General features: G+C 61.2%; 22 protein-coding genes. 4 read left to right on the top strand and 18 right to left on the bottom strand.

The window, feature by feature from the left end; translation table 11 throughout:
- The first annotated feature begins 172 nt into the window (after positions 1–172).
- Both Q8L50_RS11500 and Q8L50_RS11505 read left to right on the top strand, forming a co-directional pair.
- Entirely contained in the window at positions 173–1,852 is a 1,680-nt protein-coding gene (locus Q8L50_RS11500; protein WP_305348780.1) for an AMP-binding protein, read from the top strand.
- Between the two features lie 68 nt (positions 1,853–1,920).
- Entirely contained in the window at positions 1,921–2,178 is a 258-nt protein-coding gene (locus Q8L50_RS11505; protein ID WP_305272844.1) for a DUF3297 family protein, read from the top strand.
- Positions 2,179–2,289: 111 nt separating this feature from the next.
- Here Q8L50_RS11505 and Q8L50_RS11510 read toward each other — a convergent pair whose 3' ends face one another.
- The 5 genes from Q8L50_RS11510 to clpB form a co-directional block, all read right to left on the bottom strand.
- Positions 2,290–3,570 (bottom strand): MFS transporter, encoded by a 1,281-nt coding sequence (locus Q8L50_RS11510; protein WP_305272841.1) that lies wholly within the window; start codon positions 3,568–3,570, stop codon positions 2,290–2,292.
- Positions 3,571–3,581: 11 nt separating this feature from the next.
- Positions 3,582–4,337: an MBL fold metallo-hydrolase gene (locus Q8L50_RS11515; RefSeq protein WP_305348781.1), complete on the bottom strand. Its 756-nt coding sequence runs from the start codon at positions 4,335–4,337 to the stop codon at positions 3,582–3,584.
- A gap of 14 nt (positions 4,338–4,351) precedes the next feature.
- On the bottom strand, positions 4,352–4,702 hold the full coding sequence (locus Q8L50_RS11520) for a DsrE/DsrF/TusD sulfur relay family protein (RefSeq protein ID WP_305272835.1): 351 nt from the start codon (positions 4,700–4,702) through the stop codon (positions 4,352–4,354).
- 8 nt (positions 4,703–4,710) lie between these two features.
- A complete protein-coding gene (locus Q8L50_RS11525) occupies positions 4,711–5,370 on the bottom strand; it encodes a metalloregulator ArsR/SmtB family transcription factor (protein WP_305348782.1) in 660 nt (219 codons plus the stop codon).
- A 222-nt stretch (positions 5,371–5,592) separates the two neighbouring features.
- A complete protein-coding gene (gene clpB, locus Q8L50_RS11530) occupies positions 5,593–8,193 on the bottom strand; it encodes an ATP-dependent chaperone ClpB (protein WP_305348783.1) in 2,601 nt (866 codons plus the stop codon).
- A 172-nt stretch (positions 8,194–8,365) separates the two neighbouring features.
- Here clpB and Q8L50_RS11535 point away from each other — a divergent pair, with 172 nt between their 5' ends.
- Positions 8,366–8,986: a hypothetical protein gene (locus tag Q8L50_RS11535; RefSeq protein WP_305348784.1), complete on the top strand. Its 621-nt coding sequence runs from the start codon at positions 8,366–8,368 to the stop codon at positions 8,984–8,986.
- 10 nt (positions 8,987–8,996) lie between these two features.
- Here Q8L50_RS11535 and Q8L50_RS11540 read toward each other — a convergent pair whose 3' ends face one another.
- Positions 8,997–10,238 carry a flavin-dependent oxidoreductase gene (locus Q8L50_RS11540; protein WP_305348785.1) on the bottom strand — a complete coding sequence of 414 codons (1,242 nt, stop codon included), beginning with the start codon at positions 10,236–10,238 and terminating at the stop codon, positions 8,997–8,999.
- Positions 10,239–10,344: 106 nt separating this feature from the next.
- The gene (locus Q8L50_RS11545) at positions 10,345–11,367 is read right to left on the bottom strand and encodes a tripartite tricarboxylate transporter substrate binding protein (protein WP_305272815.1); all 1,023 of its coding nucleotides are present in this window, start codon (positions 11,365–11,367) and stop codon (positions 10,345–10,347) included.
- A 104-nt stretch (positions 11,368–11,471) separates the two neighbouring features.
- Here Q8L50_RS11545 and Q8L50_RS11550 point away from each other — a divergent pair, with 104 nt between their 5' ends.
- A complete protein-coding gene (locus Q8L50_RS11550) occupies positions 11,472–11,957 on the top strand; it encodes a MarR family winged helix-turn-helix transcriptional regulator (RefSeq protein ID WP_305272812.1) in 486 nt (161 codons plus the stop codon).
- A gap of 147 nt (positions 11,958–12,104) precedes the next feature.
- Here the strand turns inward: Q8L50_RS11550 and Q8L50_RS11555 are convergent, their stop codons facing one another.
- The 11 genes from Q8L50_RS11555 to thrC all read right to left on the bottom strand — a co-directional run.
- Complete coding sequence (locus Q8L50_RS11555) at positions 12,105–12,464, bottom strand: hypothetical protein (protein ID WP_305272809.1); 360 nt, start codon at positions 12,462–12,464, stop codon at positions 12,105–12,107.
- Between the two features lie 87 nt (positions 12,465–12,551).
- The gene (locus tag Q8L50_RS11560) at positions 12,552–13,013 is read right to left on the bottom strand and encodes a roadblock/LC7 domain-containing protein (protein ID WP_305272807.1); all 462 of its coding nucleotides are present in this window, start codon (positions 13,011–13,013) and stop codon (positions 12,552–12,554) included.
- 36 nt (positions 13,014–13,049) lie between these two features.
- Positions 13,050–13,589 (bottom strand): ATP/GTP-binding protein, encoded by a 540-nt coding sequence (locus tag Q8L50_RS11565; protein WP_305272804.1) that lies wholly within the window; start codon positions 13,587–13,589, stop codon positions 13,050–13,052.
- Positions 13,586–14,644, bottom strand: a complete 1,059-nt coding sequence (locus Q8L50_RS11570) for a hypothetical protein (protein ID WP_305348786.1) — start codon at positions 14,642–14,644, stop codon at positions 13,586–13,588. Before Q8L50_RS11570 ends, Q8L50_RS11565 begins: the two co-directional genes overlap by 4 nt.
- Positions 14,645–14,707: 63 nt before the next feature.
- Complete coding sequence (locus Q8L50_RS11575; RefSeq protein ID WP_305272798.1) at positions 14,708–15,364, bottom strand: response regulator transcription factor; 657 nt, start codon at positions 15,362–15,364, stop codon at positions 14,708–14,710.
- Positions 15,358–17,520 (bottom strand): PAS domain-containing protein, encoded by a 2,163-nt coding sequence (locus tag Q8L50_RS11580; RefSeq protein ID WP_305272795.1) that lies wholly within the window; start codon positions 17,518–17,520, stop codon positions 15,358–15,360. Before Q8L50_RS11580 ends, Q8L50_RS11575 begins: the two co-directional genes overlap by 7 nt.
- A gap of 56 nt (positions 17,521–17,576) precedes the next feature.
- A complete protein-coding gene (locus tag Q8L50_RS11585; protein ID WP_305272792.1) occupies positions 17,577–18,050 on the bottom strand; it encodes a molybdenum cofactor biosynthesis protein MoaE in 474 nt (157 codons plus the stop codon).
- Between the two features lies 1 nt (position 18,051).
- A complete protein-coding gene (gene moaD / locus Q8L50_RS11590; protein ID WP_305272789.1) occupies positions 18,052–18,303 on the bottom strand; it encodes a molybdopterin converting factor subunit 1 in 252 nt (83 codons plus the stop codon).
- Entirely contained in the window at positions 18,300–19,559 is a 1,260-nt protein-coding gene (glp, locus tag Q8L50_RS11595; RefSeq protein ID WP_305348787.1) for a gephyrin-like molybdotransferase Glp, read from the bottom strand. The genes moaD and glp overlap by 4 nt, the downstream gene beginning before the upstream one ends.
- Positions 19,556–20,089 carry a molybdopterin-guanine dinucleotide biosynthesis protein B gene (gene mobB / locus Q8L50_RS11600; RefSeq protein WP_305348788.1) on the bottom strand — a complete coding sequence of 178 codons (534 nt, stop codon included), beginning with the start codon at positions 20,087–20,089 and terminating at the stop codon, positions 19,556–19,558. The genes glp and mobB overlap by 4 nt, the downstream gene beginning before the upstream one ends.
- Before the next feature lie 78 nt (positions 20,090–20,167).
- Positions 20,168–21,595, bottom strand: a 1,428-nt coding sequence (gene thrC, locus Q8L50_RS11605; RefSeq protein ID WP_305348789.1) for a threonine synthase, incomplete at its 5' end; no start/stop codon positions are given.

A 21,595-nucleotide genomic window follows, 5' to 3' on the forward strand; every position in this document is an offset into this window, starting at 1 on the left:
TGCCGTGCCCGGCGCGGATGCACCGCACTACATCGGCACCTGAACCCGTCGACGACGCTGGCTCCGCCATCAGGGCTTGCCCTCCTTGCCGCACCATTGACCCGGGATTAGCATCCCATGTGAGCGGGTTGACCACGCAGCCCGCATCCACGTCACAAAAACAGGAGCCGCTTTGTCCACCTCAAAACTTATTCTTGACTATGTTTATGAACATGAGTCTGCGCTGGCTGATCAGATTTACCTGACGCAACCTGTGGGTAACGGGCAGGTGGTTGACTACACCTGGCGCCAGATGATGGACCAGGCGCGCCGCATGGCAACGCACCTGGCATCGCGCGGGTTTGAGCCTGGCGCGCGCATCGCCATCCTGTCAAAAAATACCGCGCACTTCATGATGACCGAGCTGGCGATCTGGATGTCTGGCGGTACCACGGTAGCGATCTTTCCGACCGAATCGGCCGAAACGGTGAAGTACGTGCTGGAGCACAGCGGTGCCAGCCTTTTGTTCGTTGGCAAGCTCGACACCTGGCGCCAGCAAATGCCAGGCGTGCCCGCCGGTTTGCCATGTATTGCGTTGCCGCTGGCGCCAACAACCACTTTCGACACCTGGGACGCGATTGTCAAAACAAGCCCTCCCATGGCCGGCAAGCCGCAGCGCAAGCCGGATGATGTGGCGATGCTGATGTACACGTCGGGCTCGACCGGCACGCCAAAGGGTGTGATGCACAGCTTTGAGCGCGCTACGCGCGCCAGCGAGGGCATTGTTGCCTATCAAGACAAACAGGTGGGCTCAGACTTTGTCTACCGCGCCTTGTCCTACCTGCCTTTGGCGCATATTTTTGAGCGCGCCTGGATCGAATGCGCGGGCTTGGTGCGCGGCCGGGGGCATGTTTTTTTTGCCGAGTCGCTGGACACGTTTTTACAAGACCTGCAACGCGCACGCCCCACCGTATTCATCTCGGTGCCACGCCTGTGGCTGAAGTTTCAGCAAGGCGTGTTCAGCAAAATGCCGGCCAAAAAACTCGACTTTCTGCTGTCCGTTCCGCTGCTTGGCAAAATCGTCGCGCGCAAAGTGCTGACGCAACTGGGTCTCAATGACGTCCTGCTGGCCGGCAGTGGCTCGGCGCCGATTCCCCCGGCGCTGATTGCGTGGTACCGCCGGCTGGGCCTGAACCTGATGGAGGGATACGCCATGACCGAAGATTTCGCCTACTCCCACACCACCACCAGCACCTTGAACGCCGCAGGGCATGTGGGTGTGCCGTTTCCCGGTGTTCAGCGGCGCATCAACGCCGATGGGGAAATCTTGATCAAATCGCCCGGTACGCTGGTGGGCTATTACAAGCGGCCCGACCTGGATGCCGAAACCTTCACCGCAGACGGTTTCTTCATGACAGGCGATCTGGGTGAAGAAGGTCCGAACGGGCAACTGAAACTCACCGGGCGAAAAAAGGAACTGTTCAAAACCGGCAAGGGCAAGTATGTGGCCCCCGCACCGATTGAAAACCTGATCAACGAAAGCCCCATGGTGGAGCTGTCACTGGTCTCAGGCGTTGGCCAGCAGGCCGCTTATGCGATGGTGGTGCCCGCAGAAAGCCTGCGACCACGCCTGACAGACCCGGCCGTGCGCGCCGAATTCATCGAAGAAATGACCGCCGTGCTCAGCCGTGTCAACAGCAAAGTTGCCGACTACGAACAGCTGAAAATGATTGTGGTTGCCCGCGACCCCTGGTCCATGGACAACGGCTTTTTGACACCCACCATGAAGATCAAACGCAGCCGGATAGAAACGGCGGTCGACCCGGAAGTCGCAAAATGGTTTGCAGCCAAGGGGCCTGTCATCTGGCAATGAATATAGACTGTAGGCGGCGACGGGTTGACTCACAAAGCAACCCCTTTTGAATCCATGAAAGAAAATTGATGACCGAAGCCGCTGAAAGCCCTCCACAACCACCCTTGCCGGATCGCCTGTCGGTGGATCCGCGCAGCCCGCATCACGTGGCCGCGGTGTTCGAGCATGAGATCGGCATCCGCTTCAACGACAAGGAGCGCCGGGATGTCGAGGAATATTGCATCAGCGAGCGCTGGGTCAGGGTGCCTGCGGGTAAAGCGCTGGACCGCAAGGGCCAGCCGCTGATGATCAAGCTCAAGGGCAAGGTCGAGGCGTTTTACAAATAGGCACCGGCGTCGCTCAAGTCGGCAAAACTTTCAGTATAAATGCCATGCAGCCCTTTACTGGCGTGCGTAAGCAGCTATTAAATTGATAGCTACCCGAGAGACTGGCGTGCGTCAATGCGCGGGGTTGAGTCGGGGAAGGGTTTCTTCACCCCAGAGGTAAAGCACGGCGCCGGACAGCAGCATCGCCACGGCGACAAACCAGAAGGCGCTCTCAATGCGTCCGCCCAGGGCTGCGGCCGCGCCCAGACCCAGGGCGCCAATGCCGTAACCCAGATCGCGCCAGAAGCGGTATATGCCGATGGCAGAGGCACGCCAAGCGGGATGGGCGATGTCGGCCACCGCCGCGCTGAGATTCGGGTACAGCATCGCCATGCCCAGGCCCGCAATCGCGGCCGAGGCGCTCCACCACGCCGAGCCGTGGCCCAGCGGCAAGAGCGCAACACCGGCGCCGCACAGCCACATGCCCCAGACGTTCAGGTAGTGCCTGCCGACCCGGTCGGACAGCCTGCCGGTGAAAAGCTGGGCCCCACCCCAGGTGAAACCGTAAACACCGACGATCCAGCCGATACCGGGCAAGCTGACGCCTTGCTGGTGCAGATAAACCGGCCAGAACGCCCAGACCAGTGCATCGACAAACTTCTCGACCATGCCCGCCTGGCACAGCGCTGCCATGCGGCGGTCCCGCCAGCTCATGAGGACAAACATTTCCCGGGTCGTCGGCTGCGCACTGACATCCGTCGGATAACGCGGTCGCAAAGCTTGCACCGAAGGTGCTGCAACGTGGCGCTTGATTTCGGCATTGGCCCAGGGCAGCGTCTCCTTGACGCCCAGCCAGGCCAGCAGCGTGGCCAGCCCGATGACGGCCGCGCCAAACCACAGCAGGCCTTCGCGCGGACCCAGCATCGAGGCGGCATAACCCGTCACCACGCCGGCAATGGCCACACCGACATAACCGGCAAACTCGTTGAGTCCGATGACCAGTCCGCGCTGGTCGGCGCGGGTGATGTCGAGCTTGGCCGTCTGTGTCATCGACCAGGTCAGGCCCTGGTTGACGCCCAACAAAATGGTTGCCACGACAATCCAGCTCCATGAGGTTGCGAAGTAGACGACCAGCGGAATCGGCAGCGCCACCAGCCAACCCACCAGCAGCACCCGCCGGCGGCCCATGCGTTCAGCCAGACGGCCGGCGACGAAGTTCATCGCGCCCTTGACGAAACCGAAGGCAACGACGAAAGCCACCAGCAGCATGAAGGAGTCGCGCGGCACGCCAAATTCGGTCTCGGCCAGCGCCGGGACAACGTTGCGCATCATGCCTATGGTCATGCCCACGAACAGTACCTGCAGCAACTGCTGCAGAACCTGGCCGAGGTTGGTGCGAATCCCGTACTCCATTTGCCTTCAGCTCAGACGTGCGCCGGCTCCGGTGCCGTTCCACGCAGGTTGGCCTCAACGATGCGGGCCATGTCCTGAGGCTGCGGTGGAATGTCCGCCGTGACCGCACTGACGAATGCGTCGCGCGACATCGAAAGCATGGGGTTGAAGCGTTTTTCGAAACCGATGGTTGACGCGGGTTTGCCGGACAAGCCGGCACCACAGGCGCTGCCGGCCTGGTGGCCGGGATAGATTTCTAGGTCGGCGGGCAAGGTCAGCAGTTTGGCTTGCAGCGTATCGTGCAATTGGCCCGCCATCTCCCGCTCGCGGCCCGCCAGGTCGGGGCGCCCGACTGCGCCGACAAACAGCGTGTCACCGGTGATGACGAACCATGGCTCGTCGCCCCGGCGCAGGTCGCGTACCACCAGGCAGATGCTGTCCGGCGTGTGCCCGGGGGTATGCAACACATCGACCACCACGTTGCCGGCCTCAAGGCGTTGGCCGTCTGTGACTGGCGCGAATTCAAAAGAGACTCTCCCCTTGTTGCTTTCGTGCAGGTAATACGGCGCACCGACCCGCTGGGCCAGTGCCAAGCCGCCCGAGTAGTGGTCGGCATGCACATGGGTGTCGATGACGTGGGCAATCCTGACGCCCGCCTTCTCGGCCTCGGCGATGAACCAGTCCTCGTCGCCCGCCGCCACGTCAACCGCCACCGCTTTCGCCAGACCTGCGCAGCCGAAAAAGTAAGAGAGGGTGGCGTTTTCCGCCGGTCGTTGTTTGAAGAACATGCTTGTCTCCTGAGTCAAAACACCAGAACCTTGTCGGCCCAGGCTGTCCACTGGGTGAGTTCGTCCAGGGTGCTTCGGTGCGAGCCCGGGATCAGATCCTCGACACTGATGCCACGCGCATCCATACAGGTACCGCAGACGCCGATGATGCCGGCGTGGCTGACCACTGAGCCGAGCATCACCTCGAGGTTGTAGAAGCCGCCCGGTACCTTCTGGAAGCGGTGCGCGGCGGATGCCGCGTCACCGATCAGAAAGACCCGGACCTCGTTGTCGGACTGCCTGGCCAGTGCGCCCGCCAGGCGCGCCCCGTTATACGTCCGTTCACTGCCGTAGGGAGCGTCGTTCAGGATGAGCAGTGTGTTCATGCCGTGCCTCAGCTTGACTGTTCGATGGGCAGGCCACGGGCGCGCCACTCCGCCACGCCGTCGGTCAGATGAAAGGCGCTGTAACCCTTTTTGCGCAGCAACTCGACCGCATCCTTGGCCATCAGGCAGAACGGGCCGCGGCAGTAGGCGACAACGGGCACGTCTTTGGGAAGCTCTTTCAGCCGTTTCCGGAGTTCGTCCACGGGCAGTGATCGGGCATGTGGCAAATGGGCGCTGGCGAATTCCTCTTCCGGCCGCACATCCAGAACCAGGACTTCACCAGCCTTGGCTTTTTTCAGGATGGCAGCGCGGTCGATGCCCTCCAGCTGCTCGCCGTGATCGACGATGGAGGCCAGCGCCATCTGCAACTCAACCAACCGTTCCTCGGCCTCGGACCGCAGCTTCACCCAGAGATCGGCCACGCTGTTGCTGGCCAGTCGATACAGAACGTACTTTCCTTCCTTGCGTGTCTCGGCGAGCCGCGCCAGACGCAACTGTTTCAAATGGGCGCTGGCGAGCTTGACGCTGATTTCAGACTGCGCCGCAAGCACTTCGACGGTTTTTTCACCCTGGCAGAGCAGCTCGATCAGCTCCAGACGTTTCGGACTGGCGACGGCCTTACCGATGCGAGCAACTTGCTCGTATAAATGGTCTTTAATGTGTCTCACACCAACACTCTAACGTTCATTAGATTGTTTGTCAAACACGAATCTCAAAAAATGGCATACGCCCATAAAGACGCTTGCCCACAAGGGATGAGCGTAAACAGCTATCAACTCGATAGCTAATTGATCGCTCTCACCCTGGCCCGGACCTGCTGTCCCGGAACCCGAATCCATGGATTGCGGTCAAGCCCGCAATGACACAGCCAAGCGTTCTGAAATGGCGGCTCAAGTCACTGACCGGTCAAACCTGAACACCCCGGGCTCGCGCACCGGGTCCACATCGACCGGGATCGTGCTCTTGGGCAAAAACCGCCCTTCAAGCAGCAACTTCGACAGCGGATTTTCAATACGCTGCTGGATCGCACGCTTGAGCGGCCTGGCGCCGAACACCGGATCGAAGCCGACCTTGGCCAGCTCGGCAATGGCGGCCTCCGACACCTCCATCGTCAGGTCCATTTTTTCCAGCCGCGCCATCAGCACCTTGAGCTGGATGCGGGCAATCGATTCGATGTTTTTCGCGTCGAGCGCATGGAAGACCACGGTTTCGTCAATCCGGTTCAAGAACTCGGGGCGGAAGTAGTTCTTCAGCTCGTCGGTCACTGCGTCCTTGATCTCTTCATACGGCTTGCCCACCATGGACTGGATGATGGGGGATCCGATGTTGCTGGTCATGACGATGACGGTGTTCTTGAAGTCGACCGTGCGGCCCTGGCCGTCGGTCAGGCGGCCATCGTCCAGCACCTGCAGCAGCACGTTGAAGACATCGGGGTGGGCTTTTTCCACTTCGTCAAGCAGCAGCACGCTGTAGGGCTTGCGGCGCACGGCTTCGGTCAGTGTGCCGCCCTCTTCGTAACCCACATAACCAGGCGGTGCCCCTATCAGGCGGGCCACGGAATGTTTTTCCATGAACTCGCTCATGTCCACGCGGATCAGGTGGTCCTCGCTGTCAAACAAAAAACCCGCCAGCGCCTTGCACAGCTCCGTCTTGCCAACGCCCGTGGGGCCCAGGAAAAGGAATGAGCCTGTGGGCCGGTTCGGATCGCTCAGGCCCGAGCGCGAGCGGCGGATCGCGTTGGCGACCGCGCCTATGGCTTCTTCCTGGCCAACCACCCGTTCGTGCAACTTGCCTTCCATCAGCAGCAATTTGTCGCGTTCACCCTGCATCAGTTTGCTGACCGGAATGCCGGTGGCGCGTGCCACCACCTCGGCAATCTCTTCGGCACCAACCTGGGTGCGCAACAGCGTAGGCGCGTCGGACTTGCCCTTGCTCGCCTCGGCATCCTGCGCTTCCTTCAAGCGCTTTTCCAACTCGGGCAGCTTGCCGTATTGCAGCTCGGCGACCTTGTTAAAGTCGCCCTTGCGGGTCTGCTCTTCAATCTGGAAACGGATGCGGTCGATTTCCTCCATCACGTCTTTGGAGCCGAGCGCCTGGGCTTTTTCAGCCTGCCAGATTTCGTCCAGGTCGGATATTTCCTTTTGCAGCTTGACGATTTCTTCCTCGATCAGGCTGAAGCGCTTTTGCGAGGACTCGTCTTTTTCACGGCGCACGGCTTCGCGCTCGATCTGCAGCTGGATCAGCCGGCGGTCCAGCTTGTCCATGACCTCGGGCTTGGAGTCGCGCTCGATGGCGATCTTGCTGGCGGCCTCGTCAATCAGGTCAATCGCCTTGTCGGGCAAAAACCGGTCGGTGATGTAGCGGTGGGACAGCTCGGCCGCGGCAACAATGGCCGGGTCGGTGATCTGCACGCCGTGGTGCAGCTCGTATTTTTCTTTCAGGCCGCGCAGGATGGCGATGGTCGCTTCAACCGAAGGCTCACCCACCAGAATTTTCTGGAAGCGTCGCTCCAGCGCAGCGTCTTTTTCAATGTACTTGCGGTATTCATCGAGCGTGGTGGCGCCCACGCAATGCAGCTCGCCGCGCGCCAGCGCAGGCTTGAGCATGTTGCCGGCGTCCATCGCACCTTCGGCCTTGCCGGCGCCCACCATGGTGTGCAGCTCGTCGATAAACACAATGGTCTGGCCTTCATCCTTGGCGAGTTCTTTCAGCACGGTTTTCAGGCGTTCTTCAAACTCGCCACGGAACTTGGCGCCCGCCAGCAGGGCCGCCATGTCCAGGCTCAGCACACGTTTGCCTTTCAGCGACTCCGGCACCTCGCCGGCCACAATGCGCTGCGCCAGGCCTTCCACAATGGCCGTCTTGCCCACGCCGGGTTCGCCGATCAACACCGGGTTGTTTTTTGTGCGGCGCTGTAATACCTGGATGGCGCGGCGGATCTCGTCGTCGCGGCCAATCACCGGGTCAAGCTTGCCCAAACGTGCGCGCTCGGTCAGGTCCATGGTGTATTTTTTCAGGGCCTCGCGCTGGCCTTCGGCCTCGGGGCTGTCCATCTTCTCGCCGCCGCGCACCGTATCAATCGCCGACTCCAGCGATTTGCGGTTCAGCCCGGCTTCTTTGGCCATACGCCCCACCTCAGCCTTGCTGTCGGCCACCGCCAGCAAAAACAGCTCCCCGGCGATGAACTGGTCGCCGCGCTTGATGGACTCTTTTTCTGTGGCCTGCAGCAACTTGCCGAGTTCGGGGCCGACCTGTATCTGCTCCTGGCCGGAAACCGATGGCAGTTTTTTGATCGCCGCCTCAGCGGCAGCCTGTAGGGCAGCCACATTGACGCCGGCGCGCTGCAGCAGCGCTTTCGGGCCGTCGTCCTGGGCCAGCATGGCGGCTAGCAGGTGCACCGGCTCAATGTAGGCGTTGTCATTGCCCAGCGCCAGCGACTGGGCGTCGCTGAGGGCTTCCTGGAATTTGGTGGTGAGTTTGTCCTGGCGCATGGCGTCCTCTGGTGAACTTGATTGCTGAAGATCTGGGGCTGGGGCCGGGGCTTTTCAATAGCCCTGCGCTCGACGAGGTCTGCAGATGATTAGGCGCCGCCCGCCGTTCCGCCGGATTGATGGAGATCAATCCGCGGGCTGAGGCGTCGCCGAACAGGCCTAAAATGCATCCATGAACATCCACCAGGTTTCAGTCAGCTACGTTCTGGAGCAGGACCGCCTGTTGATACGTATCAACGGCAAGGAAGGCGGCGAATTGCGCGCCTGGCTGACCCGGCGGCTGGCGTTGGGTTTGATGCCTGTGCTGAACAAGACAGCAGGCGAGCAGATGGCCAAAGTGGCAGGTGCCGGGCCCTCCGCTGCCAGCCTGGAAGACAAACGCCAGCAAATGGTGAGCGCCTTCGAGAAAGAGGCTTCACTGCGCAAGGGCGACTTTGAAACGCCGTACCAGACGCAAGCCAGTGCACCGGCTGATGTACCCGTAGGGCCAGAGCCGCTGCTGCTGACCGAGGTCAAAATCACACTGATGGGCAATGGTCAGCTGCGCTTGCAGATGTTTGAAAAATTTCCGGGCCAGGACAGCAGCCGCAACTTCCAGATCATGATGGACGCACCCCTGAGCAATGGCTTGCTGCAATTGCTGCACCAGGGCCTGCAGCAGTCCCGCTGGCTGGAGGCGCCGCTTGCAATGACCGCAGCGACAGACCTCGCGCCAGCCGGTCTGACCGGCGCGCCCGACACCGAGGCCGCAGAGTTGTCCGCAGAGACCTCCAAGCCCAGGTACCTGAACTGAAACGCGCGGCCTACGCGGCTTTTTGCCCTTCCAGTGAAAACCCGGCCACCTGTTTGTAATGTTCTGAAATCTCGCGCAGCTTCTGCTGGCTGATCAGCTCATCGATATTGGCAAAAGGTTTGCCGCCGCTGAGTTCGTCGACCTTCATGTTGATGAAGTCGGGCGGTACAGAGCGGTTGGTCAGCACAATGTTGGCAGTCGGGGCCAGCCGCAGTTGTTCATACGCCAGCAGCGCGTCACGCGCATCAGCACCAGCGTGTGCCGCCAGCTGATCGGCCAGCACCCGGGCATCAATCAGCGCCTGGGCCGACCCGTTGGAGCCGCGCGGGTACATCGGATGGGCAGCGTCGCCCAGCAAGGTCACCCGGCCGAAGGTCCACTGCGGTACCGGGTCTTTGTCCACCATCGGGTACTCGAGGATTTGCTCTGCGCTGGCAATCAGCGCGGGCACGTCTAGCCACGGGAAGCGCCAGTCCTTGAAGATGTCCAGAAAGTCCTTCAGCTCGCCGGGGCGGTTCCAGTCGTTCATGGCCGCGTCACCGCGCTGAATCTCTGCCACCCAGTTGATCAGCTGGCTGCCCTCCTCGTCCAGCCTGTCCACAATCGGGTAGATCACCATCTTGCCGGTGTCGATAGAGCCGACGCGCATGTAACTCTTGCCGGTCAGTATGGGTTTGTGCCGCGTCACGCCGCGCCAGGTGTTGATGCCGGCAAACGCCACTTTTTCGTCGGGGTAGAACTGGCGGCGCACAGTCGAGTTGACGCCGTCGCAGGCAATCACCACGTCGGTCCGCACCGGCGGCAAAACCGCTCCGGTCGAGGTCTGGGTGAACTGTACCGTGGCGCCGTCCTCGTCCTGAGTCACGCCAGTGCAGCGGTGATCGGTGTGGATGGCGCCGGCGCCCAGGCGCTCAAGCGCGGCTTCGTAAAGCAGGCGGTGCAGCTTGCCGCGCGGAATGCCGATCTCGGGCAGCGCGTAACCGGCATGGCGGCCGCGCGGCTCCTGGTAGATGAACTGGCCGAAGCGGTTGAAAAACACACTTTCCTCGTTTTCGATACCGACCGCTTCAATCGGCGCCTGCAGGCCCAGCGCTGCCAGCTCGCGCATGGCGTGCGGCAACAAGGTGATGCCAACTCCAAGCTCCCTGACTTCAGGCACGGTTTCATAAACCTCGCAGGCCAGGCCGCGCTGGTGCAGGGCCAGCGCCAGGCTCAGCCCGCCTATACCGCCGCCTATGATTGTGATCTTCATGGTGTTCCTGAGGGTTGCCCCGCCTTATGCATCAAATTAGCCCTTGGCCCTTGCCAGTCTTGCGTAAACAGCTATCAATTCAATAGCTATTCACGGGCTTGAACGCTCAGTTGGCGGTGATGCCCTGGGCTTTAATCAACTGAGCCCAACGTTTGGCATCGGTTTCGACCAGGTTCTTGAATTCACCCGGCGTGCTGCCACTCGGGTCCATGCCCTGGACGGAGAAGGCTTTTTTGACCTCGTCGCTGAGCAGGATCTCGCGGATCTCGCGGTTGTACAAAGCCACCAGTTCCGGCGAGGTGCCGGGTGGCGCAAAAATGCCGTACCACATGTCCACGCTGACATTGCCGGCTTTGGCCTCGGCCAGCGTGGGCAGCTCGGGCAGCAGCGGATGCCGCTTGTCGCTGCCAATGCCCAGCGCCACCAGCCGGCCCGACTTGACATGCGGCAGGGCCACATGAATCGGTAAAAACATGGTTTCAATCTGCCCACCCAGCAGATCCGTCAGGGCCGGGCCCGTGCCGCGGTAGGGAATGTGAGTCACAAACACGCCGGCCGTGGCCTTGAACAGCTCCATCGACAAGTGGTGCGGTGTGCCAACACCTGGCGAGCCATAGTTGATGCGGCCTGGCGACTGGCGCGCAGCGGCGACCAGATCGGTGGCACTTTTGAAGCCGGTTTTGGGATGCGCCACCAGGATCAATTGACCCCAGCTGGTCAGTGTCACCGGCGTCAGGTCCTTCACCGGATCAAACGGCAGTTGCGGATACAGGCCCGCGTTCATCACCAGCGTATTGACGGTGACCAGCAAGGTGCTGCCGTTGGGCGCAGCGCGCACCACCGCTTCGGTGCCGATGTTGCCAGAGGCCCCGGCCCGGTTGTCCACCACCACCGGGCGGCCCAGACGCTCTGACAATTTGGGCCCGACGGTGCGGGCGATCAAGTCGATGCCGGTGCCAGGCGTGAAAGGCACGATCAGGCGGATGGGCGCCTGCGGCAAGGCTGTCGCCTGGGCAGTCTGTGCAGGTGGCACGGCCTGCGCAAAAACGCTGGCGCTGAAGGCTGCTGCCGCAATGCCCACAGACAGCTTGAATAGACAGGGACGGCACGGTTGGGTGTTGATGGACATCAAAGCGCCTTTTCAGTTTGCATGCTAACCATTTTCGACCAAAGACGACAAGGCACAATCCATGAATTCCCTTAGAACCCAGTCCCCTGGAACCTTTTACTACCGTGCCCGCCCAACACAATCTAGCCCGGCTTTACGCCCGCCCCGGTTTTTTACTGCGTCGTGCCCACCAGATCTCTGCCGCTGTTTTTGAAGACGAATGCCGCAGTGTCGGGCTGACGCCGGCGCAGTTTGGCGTGCTCAGCGTGTTGCACGCCAGCCCGGGGCTGGACCAGTCCAGCCTGGCGCGTGCACTGGGGTTTGACAAGGTAACGGTGTTGCGTGTGCTGCGCGGCCTGGAGGGGCGGGGGCTGATCGAACGCTCACCCGCGCCGATGAGCCGGCGCAATTTGTCGATAGCGCTGTCGGTGGCCGGGCTGGACCTGCTCAAGCAGGCGCAAGAACCGGCGGAGCGTGCTTACGACCGATTGATGGGCCCGCTCGATACCGCGCAGCGCGGGCAATTGGTCGAGCTGCTGCAGTTGCTGACCGAGGGGCTGGAGGCCGATGCCCGCGCGGCCTTTGTACCACCGGGGGCGGATGCGGATTAACCTGCTGATCGACAGATCGGCGCTGCGAGCAACCCATGAAAAAACCCCAGGGAACAGGCCGGGGGTTTTTCATCATCGAAAGTCAGGGCGCAGAGCCCTGAACACGATGGTTCAGCGCCAGACTTCATCAGTCAGCCCAAGCGGACCTCAGACCGTCAGCGTCTTCTCGATCTGCTGAACCTTGATGCGCGCCATTGCCAGGTTGGCGCGTGACTTGTCGAGCACGAGGTACACAAAAAGCCCGGGCATCGTGACGAACGGACGGATGATGTGGTACTGGGTGCCCAACGTGATCAGGATGTCTTCGATATCCTCTTTCAAGCCCAGCGCCTTCATGGTTTTCATTTTGGAGCGGACCACTTCGGTGTTGCCAGCAGCGGCAACATCCAGATCGACGCCCGAGCCGATCTTGCCCAATGCCATGCCGGAGTTGCCGTCTACCACTGCGGCGGCCATCGCGCCGTCGAGGCTCATCAGGGTGTCGAGACTGTCTTTGATATTCGCCATGATTTATTTCCTTGAGTTGCTGGTGCCCTGATTCAAAAAAAAAGCTGCGCGGGGGCACCAGACCGCAAAGCCGTTGGGTTTTCTTTTCTAGTGCGTCGCGATCGCCAGCACGGATTGCCGAATCTGCTCACAACAGCGGCGCGCTGCCCAAAGTACCTGGCCAAGCATCGCGTTGCGGTCGGCAATCACGCTGAGCAGAAGTTCATTGCGGGGGTCGCCGATGGCAAGCATCACAACCAGGCCCTTGCTCGATTCGATCACCACGTTCTGGCAGTCGCTGAGCTCGGCTTCGGCCAGTACGGCCTCCCCCAACGCGAGGATGGAGCTCGTCATGGCAGCCATTTTTTCGGCCGAAAGCGACTGATGCAGCACAGAAGCAATTTCGAAACCATCAGCCGTGGCCACCAACACAGCAGTCACGCCACTCGTTTGGGACATGAACCACTGAATCGCAGGATGACACAGGGACGGCAATGAAGGGTTTTGACGCAATGCAACTTCTTGGGGTGGCAGCTGGCTGGTTACGGCGCCGACTTCGGTGACTTCCATGGAATTTCTTTCGGGATCAAAAAACATCGAACGGCCTCATTCAAACGCTTCAATCGAGCTCAGCAAGGCGTCGACCATCAACAAAATATGCTCCCGCTCCCGGCCATCGATGGAAAAAACCGGCAAGCTCAAACCCCGACTGGACAACACCTCTTGGTATTGCCCCATCGTGGGGCCGGCAGTCACGTCCCGATGGGTGATACCTACCACCACCGCACCGTTTTGTGCCAGCTCGTCGAAAGCTGTCAAAAAGCGCCCCAGGTCTTCAAGGGGAGTGGGTGAGCTGTTGTCAATCAACAAAATCAGGCCCAAGGCACCTTTGGCCAGAATGCCCCACATAAAGCTGAAACGCTGCTGCCCCGGCGTGCCGTACAGGCGAACCCGGTCGCCGCCTTCGAGCTTGATCTCGCCGTAGTCAAGCGCCACCGTGGTAGAGGCTTTGGCATAGGCCGCCTGATCTGAATTGGCAGCTTCGGTACTGACAACCGTGACATCACTGATCGCGCCAATAGCGGTCGTCTTGCCCGCACCCATGGTGCCGGTGACAATAATTTTGTATTCCTGTCCTATCGTCATGACAGACCCAACTTGCGCCGCAAGCGACCCATCATGGAAAGCCGTTCGGGCGGCGGGGCCAGGCGCGTCGCAATCGTCGCCTGCGCTGGAGGCGCCACCGTCAGCAGCCCGCACAGCGATGCGGAATTCAGAAAGCTCACCACCTGGCCGAAGCTGACGGACGAAACAGCACTCAACTGCAGGGGCGTCAACGACCGTTTGACCAACAGGGCGGAAAGTTTGATGCCCACGGTGTCGGTGCCGATAGAGCCGAAATCAGGCCAACCGATCATGCGATAACTCTCATTTTTGTTCAGCCAGGGCACGAGACCATTCCAGTCCGCAAGGCTGTTGCCCGTGCGCCAGCACAAAACATCCAGCGACTGCGGGGTATCCTGAAGCACCGCTTGTTCCCACTCACTCACCGTACGTGGCTCCAATCTCACGAAATTCGTTTTGAGGTGCCTGTGCAGAGCGCCCACGTCGTAGCTGGAGCTGAGGGCGGCGCGTGCCAGATTGATCAAGGCGAGCACATCACCATTGGCGCCTCTCAGGGCAAAAGGCCGGAGCATGCCGCTGGCGCGCACGTCGCGCAGGGACTGGGCCAGTGACAGCTGTGGCTGAAACTGATCAAGAAGAGACGGGTCAATGGTCGCAGAGAACGCCTGCACTGCAGGGAGGCTGCGCAGCCGCCTTGCCGCCTCATTGAGCAGGTCCATGAATGGCATCGGCCGCAGCGGGCGTTGCACGGCCAACGCATCGCCACCAGGCAATGGGTCGCCTGCATTGAGAAAACGGGCAACCACATGTGCGTTGCCGCCAGCAGCCCGAGGCTCGACGCTGGCGTTGCCAAGCAGCAGCAGATCTGCAGAGGGAGAGTCTGTGAACTGCCAATCGTCGTCAGCGCTTGCGCCAATAATGGAGAGCATGGATCGAACGACGGAACGTTCCTCCAGCGAGTCGCTCCATACGTTGATTGTCAGTTTGTCTGCCATGCCCGCTGTCCTTGAAGATTGATACCTCAAGGTTAGGTGATAGGCAGCATGCCAACCATACGTGCACTTATCCATCGGCATGGGGGTGGTTGCCGCGGGCCCTACACAATTACCCCTAGATCGCCGCTAAAAGCGGGACTTAATTCACGCTTCGTCGCCAATCAGGTCATTGCGTATGGCATACCGCACCAGGCCCGCCAGATCGCGAATATCCAGGCGCTCCATGATCTGGGCACGGTGGGTCTCGATAGTTTTGACCGATAAATTGAGGTGACGGGCCACCTCTTTGCTCGACAGGCCGCGAGCGACCAGACAGAGCACCTCGCTTTGTCGGGCCGTCAGCAGGCTTTCCTTCGCCGGCTCCGCGCGGGTCACAAAGGCCTGCGCGAGCTTGCGCGAGACACTGGGGCTCAAATAAGTGTCGCCGCGGTCCACCGCCGCCAGCGCCAGGGCCAGTTCGTTAACGGCCGCATCCTTGATCATGTAACCCGCAGCGCCTGACTGGATGGCCTCGGTCACGTACTCATGGTTGTCGTACATCGACAGCAGCATCACCCGGGTTTGCGGCGCCTTGAGCCGGATTTCGCGCAGGGCGGCCAGTCCACTCATGCGCGGCATGGCAATGTCGAGCAGGGCGATCGATGGAAGCAGATCGACCACCAAGCGCACCGCCTCGTCGCCGTCACTGGCCTCGGCCACCACCTCCACCCCGGGCAGGCTTTCAAGCAAGGCGCGCAGGCCGGCACGCACCAGATTGTGGTCGTCTGCCAGCAAAACCCGCAAAGGCGCAAATGTCACCATGGCAGGACCGCCCGAACCCGGACGCCCTTACCTTCTGCACTTTCCATCAACATATCACCTCCTGCTTCTGCAAGTCGCTCACGCATGCTTGCCAGGCCCAAGGACCCGCCTGGCACTTGACCGGACAAATTCAAACTGGCATCAAGCCCGTCTCCGTCGTCGGCCACCAGAATGTGCAGCACTGCGCCCCATGTTTTGAGCGAAATGCGCAAATGTGATGCATTTGCGTGGCGCATCACGTTGGTGATCGCCTCCTGCACGATTCTGAAAGCCACCAATTCATTGGCGGGTTGGCCGCGGGAAGGGTTCAGCCGTATGTCAACCAGCACAATCTCCATGAAAGGCCGGGCAAATTTGTCCACCAGCCAGCGAACGGCAGCATCCAGACCCAGGTCTTCCAGAATGTGCGGGTGCAGCGAGGCGGTCAGACTTCGGGTATGGCTCAAAGCCTCGTCAGCCAATTCGACCGGGCGCTGTAGCATCAACTGGATGCCCGCGTCATTGACAGCCAGCATCTGCAAGGACATCTTCAATGCCGTCAGAATTTGTCCCACCTGGTCATGCAGATCGCGGGCAATGCGGCGGCGCTCGTCCTCCTGGGAGTGGATCAGCTTCTTGGACAGCTCTTCCAGCTCCGCATTGCCTCGGCGCAACTCAGCCTCCTTGATGCGAATCTCGGTCACATCGGTATCGACTGCAATCACGCCAATAACACTGCCATCGGAGCGACGCATGGCGCAAGCCTGCGCCAGGAAATCCCGGTGGGGCACGTCAGGCAACTCAAGCCGATTGTCAAACACGAGCGAAGTCAACCCTTCCATCACCAGCCTGTCCTGCTGGGCGACCCGGTCGGCCAGGGCATAAGGCAACACGTCAAACACCGAGCGATGGCGCACCTCATCCCGTTTGCAGCCAAAGGCCACTTCGTAGGCACGGTTGATCCGCAAAAACTGGCCCCGCTCATCGCGCACGCACAGTGGCATCGGAATGGCCTCCAGAAGCTGGTCAATAAACCGCAACTGCTCCGTGATGGCAGTTTCGGTGGTCTTGAGCACTGTCATGTCGTGCAGCACCAGTTGCGCCCTCAGCCCATCCGTGTCGACATAGGAAACAGCACCCAGCTGAACCGGCACTTTTTCACCGCTGGCATCGAGCGCATTGGCATTCGTGAAGCCAAGCTGCTGCGGCGACTTCCAGAGAGAATCCGCCCACAAGGCTTCTCCTTTGGCAAAGAAGGTCGCAACATCACGCCCTTCCAGCTCAAAGGCCCCGCTGCATTTCAGCAACTGATACGCAGCGGGGTTGGCATAGGCCACGGTGCGATCGGCGCCGCACAATATGATCGCGTCGGCTGAAAGTTCGACCAAGCGTCGAAACCGTGCTTCACCGCTAGCCAGCGCTGCGGTACGCGCCTGCACCTTCTTCTCCAGTTCGGCGTTGGAGGCTTCCAGTGCGCGTTCAGCCCGGAACCGCTGGTTAGCCTCCTTCAAGGCGGCTGCAAACGCGCCCAGCAACATGGCCAGGCCGACAGCCGCCAGCCAGAGCGCGTTTTTTTGAAGGCCCTGATTGACGCTGACCAAATAACGGATGTCTGTTGCAAACTGTCCATCAAGCGTTTTTTCTATATCGGCCAACGTCTGGTGAATGGCGCGGCTCAGCACCTCCCCTTCCAGCGTGATCTTCTGCTGTTCAACCATGGCTGTCGGTTTCTCGATGCGCAGCGCCAACGAGCGGCGTATTTCGACCTGATAGGCGTCCACCATCCTGGTCAGCTTTGCCACTCTGGCTTCCAGGTCGCTTTCAGGATGCGGAAACCGCGCGATCGCGTCTTCCAATGCCTGAAAGTTGGTTTTTATCTCGCTGCTGGCAGTGTCGAGAGTACGGATAAACGCGGCGTCACCGGTGAGCACAAAGCCGCGCCGCGCCGCCTGGATCTCGAACATGTTCGCGTCGATATGACGTACCAATTCCTCCTTTTTTTCCCATGCCTCAAAACGCGGCACGACGGCTGCAATCCGGTCGATGGAGGTGAAATTGACAGCAAGCAGTGCCGAGAAGAACAGCAACAGGAGCGAAGCAACCAGCGTCAAAGTCCAGAAAACACGGCTGCCAAGGAAATCCCTATTGCTTGCAACGAACCCGGTCAATCTGCCCATGCGGATATTTTGTATCAGTTCCCGGGGCGGGCGGGCAGGCGAGGAGCACACGCCAATCAGCCGTTGCTGGCCTGAATGCCCCACTTGGCCAGCGCAGCATCGTCGCTGACACGCGCATCGACCCAGCGCGCGCCTTCCGGCGTCTGCTCTTTCTTCCAGAACGGTGCCTGGGTTTTGAGGTAGTCCATCAAAAACTCGCAGGCCTGGAAACTCTGGCCGCGGTGGGCCGAGGTCACCGCCACCAGAACCACCTGGTCCAGGGGCTGCAGCACACCAATGCGGTGAACCACGCGGGCGCCGTAGATGTCAAAGCGACGGTCTGCCTCGTCAATCATGGCTTCAATGGCTTTTTCGGTCATGCCGGGGTAGTGCTCGAGCTCCATGATGCTGACAGACGAGCCGTCGTTGCGGTCACGGACTGTGCCGACAAAACTGCAGATGGCGCCTACACGTTTGTCGTGCGCCCGCAGCCGCGCCACTTCCTGCGCGAGGTTGAAATCCGCCGACTGGATGCTGACCCGCGCTGTCATGTCAGCCCCCCGTCACAGGCGGGAAAAAAGCAACTTCGCAACCCTCGGTCAAAGTCGCCGACTCATCGGCCATGACCTGGTTGAGTGCCATACGTACCGACTTGCCACGTGCCAGCGCCTCGGCATAGGCCGGGCTGCGTGCAATCAACTCGTCGCGCAGCGCTGCCAGGTTGGCAGCGGCGGTGTTGACCTGCTCAGCGCCCTCGCCGATGGCCTCTCGCACAGACGCAAAATACCGGACCGAGATTTTCATGCCAGCCACTCCGAAAAAGCGATGAACTGCACCGTGTCGCCATGCGCAATGCGCTGCCCTGGCGGGTTGTCCACCACCCCATCGCCCCAGACAGCGGACGTGAGCACGCCGGAGCTCTGATTGGCAAACAGCTCAAGCCCGCCTTGCGCATCGCGTCGCACACGCAGAAATTCGCGGCGTTTGTCAGCTTTGGCCCAGGTGAAATGGGCGCGGGCAGCTATTGGTTTGATAGCAACATCACTTGCCCCCTGTAGCCTGAGCAAAAAGGGCCGCACCAGCAGCAAAAAGGTCATGAAGCTGGACACCGGGTTGCCCGGCAAGCCCATGAAGTGCGCGTTGCCAACCCGCCCATAGGCAAAAGGTTTGCCCGGCTTCATCGCAATTTGCCAGAGGTCGAGCGTGCCCAGCTGCTGCACGGCGGGCTTGATGTGGTCTTCTTCACCCACCGACACACCGCCGCTGGTCAAAATCAGATCGTGGTCTTCGCCAGCGATGCGCAACGCGTCCAGCGTGGCTTCGCGTTGATCCGGCACGATGCCGAGGTCGGTCACCTGGCATCCCAGGCGCAGCAGCAGGGCGCGCAGGAAAAAGCGGTTGGAGTTGTAAATCGCGCCGGGCCGCATGTCGGCAGGCGCCACCTCGCCGGGCATCACCAGCTCATCACCGGTAGAAAACAGCGCCACCCTTGGCGGCCTGGCCACCTGCAGGGTTTTCATGCCGATACTGGCCGCCAGCCCAAGCGCGGCGGGTGTGAGCAACTGCCCTTTTGATAACACGGCAGCGCCAAGCGCCACGTCTTCACCTGCACGGCGGATCCACTGCCCGGCCTGGGGCGGCTGCGTCACGCGGACAAAACCTTGTTGTTCCGCCATTAACTCGCAGTCTTCCTGCATCACCACTGCATCGGCGCCTTCGGGTATAGGGGCGCCCGTGAAAATACGCGCCACCGTGCCAGCTTGCAGCGGGTCACCGCTGCTGCCAGCCGCAATACGCTGCGATACACGCAACACCGCCGCGCGATCGGCCAGATCGGCACTGCGCACCGCATAACCGTCCATCGCGCTGTTGTCTTCAGGCGGCACCTGCAGCGCAGACACCACGTCTTGCGCCAGCACGCGGCCATCGGCGTCAAAGGTAGAGACCGTCTGTGTGCCAGCCAACGGCAGGGCGCGCGCCAGCAGTTCGGCCAACGCCTCGTCCAGGGCTTTAAGCGGCGGGCGGGCAGCAGGCGGGTTGGACAATACCGAAGCGTTCATGCATACAACTCAGGGCGATAGACAAAACGGTCCTGATTGTCGATGAGCCAGTTGGCGACCGCATTGACATCGTTCAAATCCAGCACCGGCCTGAGGGTGGTTTGCGGCAGCTGGTCGGGCGAGTCGGTGGCAATCGCCACCACAAAGTCATCGTCGGGGTAACGCACGGGCTGGCCGGAAGCCGCGCGCCAGACTTCGACCTTGAGCAGATCGCTGCTTTTAAAGCCCTCTACCAGCACCCAGTCCACACCTTCATACAACTCGGCAATCAGGTGGTGCACTGACAGCCGCGTGGGCTGCTCGAACTCGCGGATCAGTGCAAGCCGATTGCTGGACGCCACCACCACCTCAAACGCACCGGCCTGCCGGTGGCGGTAGGTGTCTTTGCCCGGTTGATCAATGTCAAAGCTGTGGTGCGCGTGTTTGACGACAGAGACCCGCAGCCCGCGCTGCCTGAGCGCGGGAATCAGGCTTTCCACCAGGGTGGTTTTACCCGAACCGGAATACCCGGCGAATGCAACAACGTTCATGAAATGCCCTGGACCAGTTCGAATTTGCTATGGATTTTATAGCTGTTTGCGCACAACCAGAAAGGGCTGGAGCCCGATTTAGTCCACATGTTTGGCGATATAGGCCTTGACCAGCAGCGCGTCGGCAGGCATGACAACCACGCGCTTGGGCAGGGCCTCGATCCCCTCAAACCTGGCCGGCCGCGCCGGCAGGCGGCCCAGCGCCTCCTGGATGGTTTCGGCAAACTTGATCGGCAAGGCGGTCTCCAGCACGATCATGGGTACGTCAGGCATCAGGTGGGCGCGCGCGACCTTCAGGCCGTCGGCGGTATGGGTGTCGATGATGAGGTCGAAACGCGCATGGGTGTCGCGGATGGTCTGCAGCCTGTCGGCGTGGGTGCTTTTGCCACTGACAAAACCGTAGTGCCGTGCAGCGGCCTGGAAGGCTGCGTCGCCACTGAGGTCAAACCGCCCCTGGGCAGACAGCTGCGCGCCGAACAGGTCGGCCACACGCGCGGCATCGCGGCCCAACAGGTCAAACACAAAACGCTCAAAGTTGGACGCCTTCGAAATATCCATCGACGGGCTGGAGGTCTCGTGTGTGTCGGCGCTGGCCCGCACGCGGTAGACACCGGTGCGGAAGAACTCGTCAAGCACATCGTTCTCGTTGGTGGCAACCACCAGCGTGTCAATCGGCAGGCCCATCATGCGTGCCACATGGCCGGCGCAGACATTGCCAAAGTTGCCTGAGGGCACGGCAAAGCTGACTTTCCGGACTTCCGTTCGGGCTAAGCCTGCTGAATCCTGCGTTGCCTGAAGGTAGCCCGCGAAGTAATAGACCACCTGCGCCATCAGCCGCGCCCAGTTGATCGAATTGACCGCCGACAGCCGGAAGCGCGACGCGAAGGAGGCGTCGTTGAACATCGCCTTCACCAGCGCCTGCGCGTCGTCGAAGGTCCCGTCGACGGCGATGTTGTAGACGTTGGGCGCCATCACCGTCGTCATCTGCCGGCGCTGCACGTCGGAGACGCGACCCTGCGGATGCAGCATGAAGATGTCGACCTTGGCGCGGCCGGCGAGCGCCTGGATCGCCGCCGAGCCGGTATCGCCCGAGGTGGCGCCGACGACGGTCAGATGCTCGTCGCGCGTCGACAGGAAGCGTTCGAACAGCAGCCCGAGCAGCTGCAGCGCCACGTCCTTGAAGGCGAGCGTCGGGCCGTGGAACAGCTCGAGCAGCCATTGCCGCTCGTCGAGCTGCTTCAGCGGGGTGACGGCGGCATGCGAGAAGCTGCCATAGGCCTGGGTGAGCAGGCCGCGCAGCTCGTCCTCGGTCAGCGAATCGCCGACGAACGGGCGGCAGACGCGAAGCGCGGTCTCGACGTAGCTAAGGCCGCGCAGATCGGCGATCTCCGCCGCCGACAGCGTCGGCCAGCTTTCGGGCACGTACAGGCCGCCGTCGCGGGCGAGCCCGGCGAGCGTGACCTCTTCGAAGTCGAGAATGGGCGCGGCGCCGCGCGTGCTGATGTA

The organism is Polaromonas sp. (assembly GCF_030680935.1).
Lineage (GTDB): Bacteria > Pseudomonadota > Gammaproteobacteria > Burkholderiales > Burkholderiaceae_C > Polaromonas.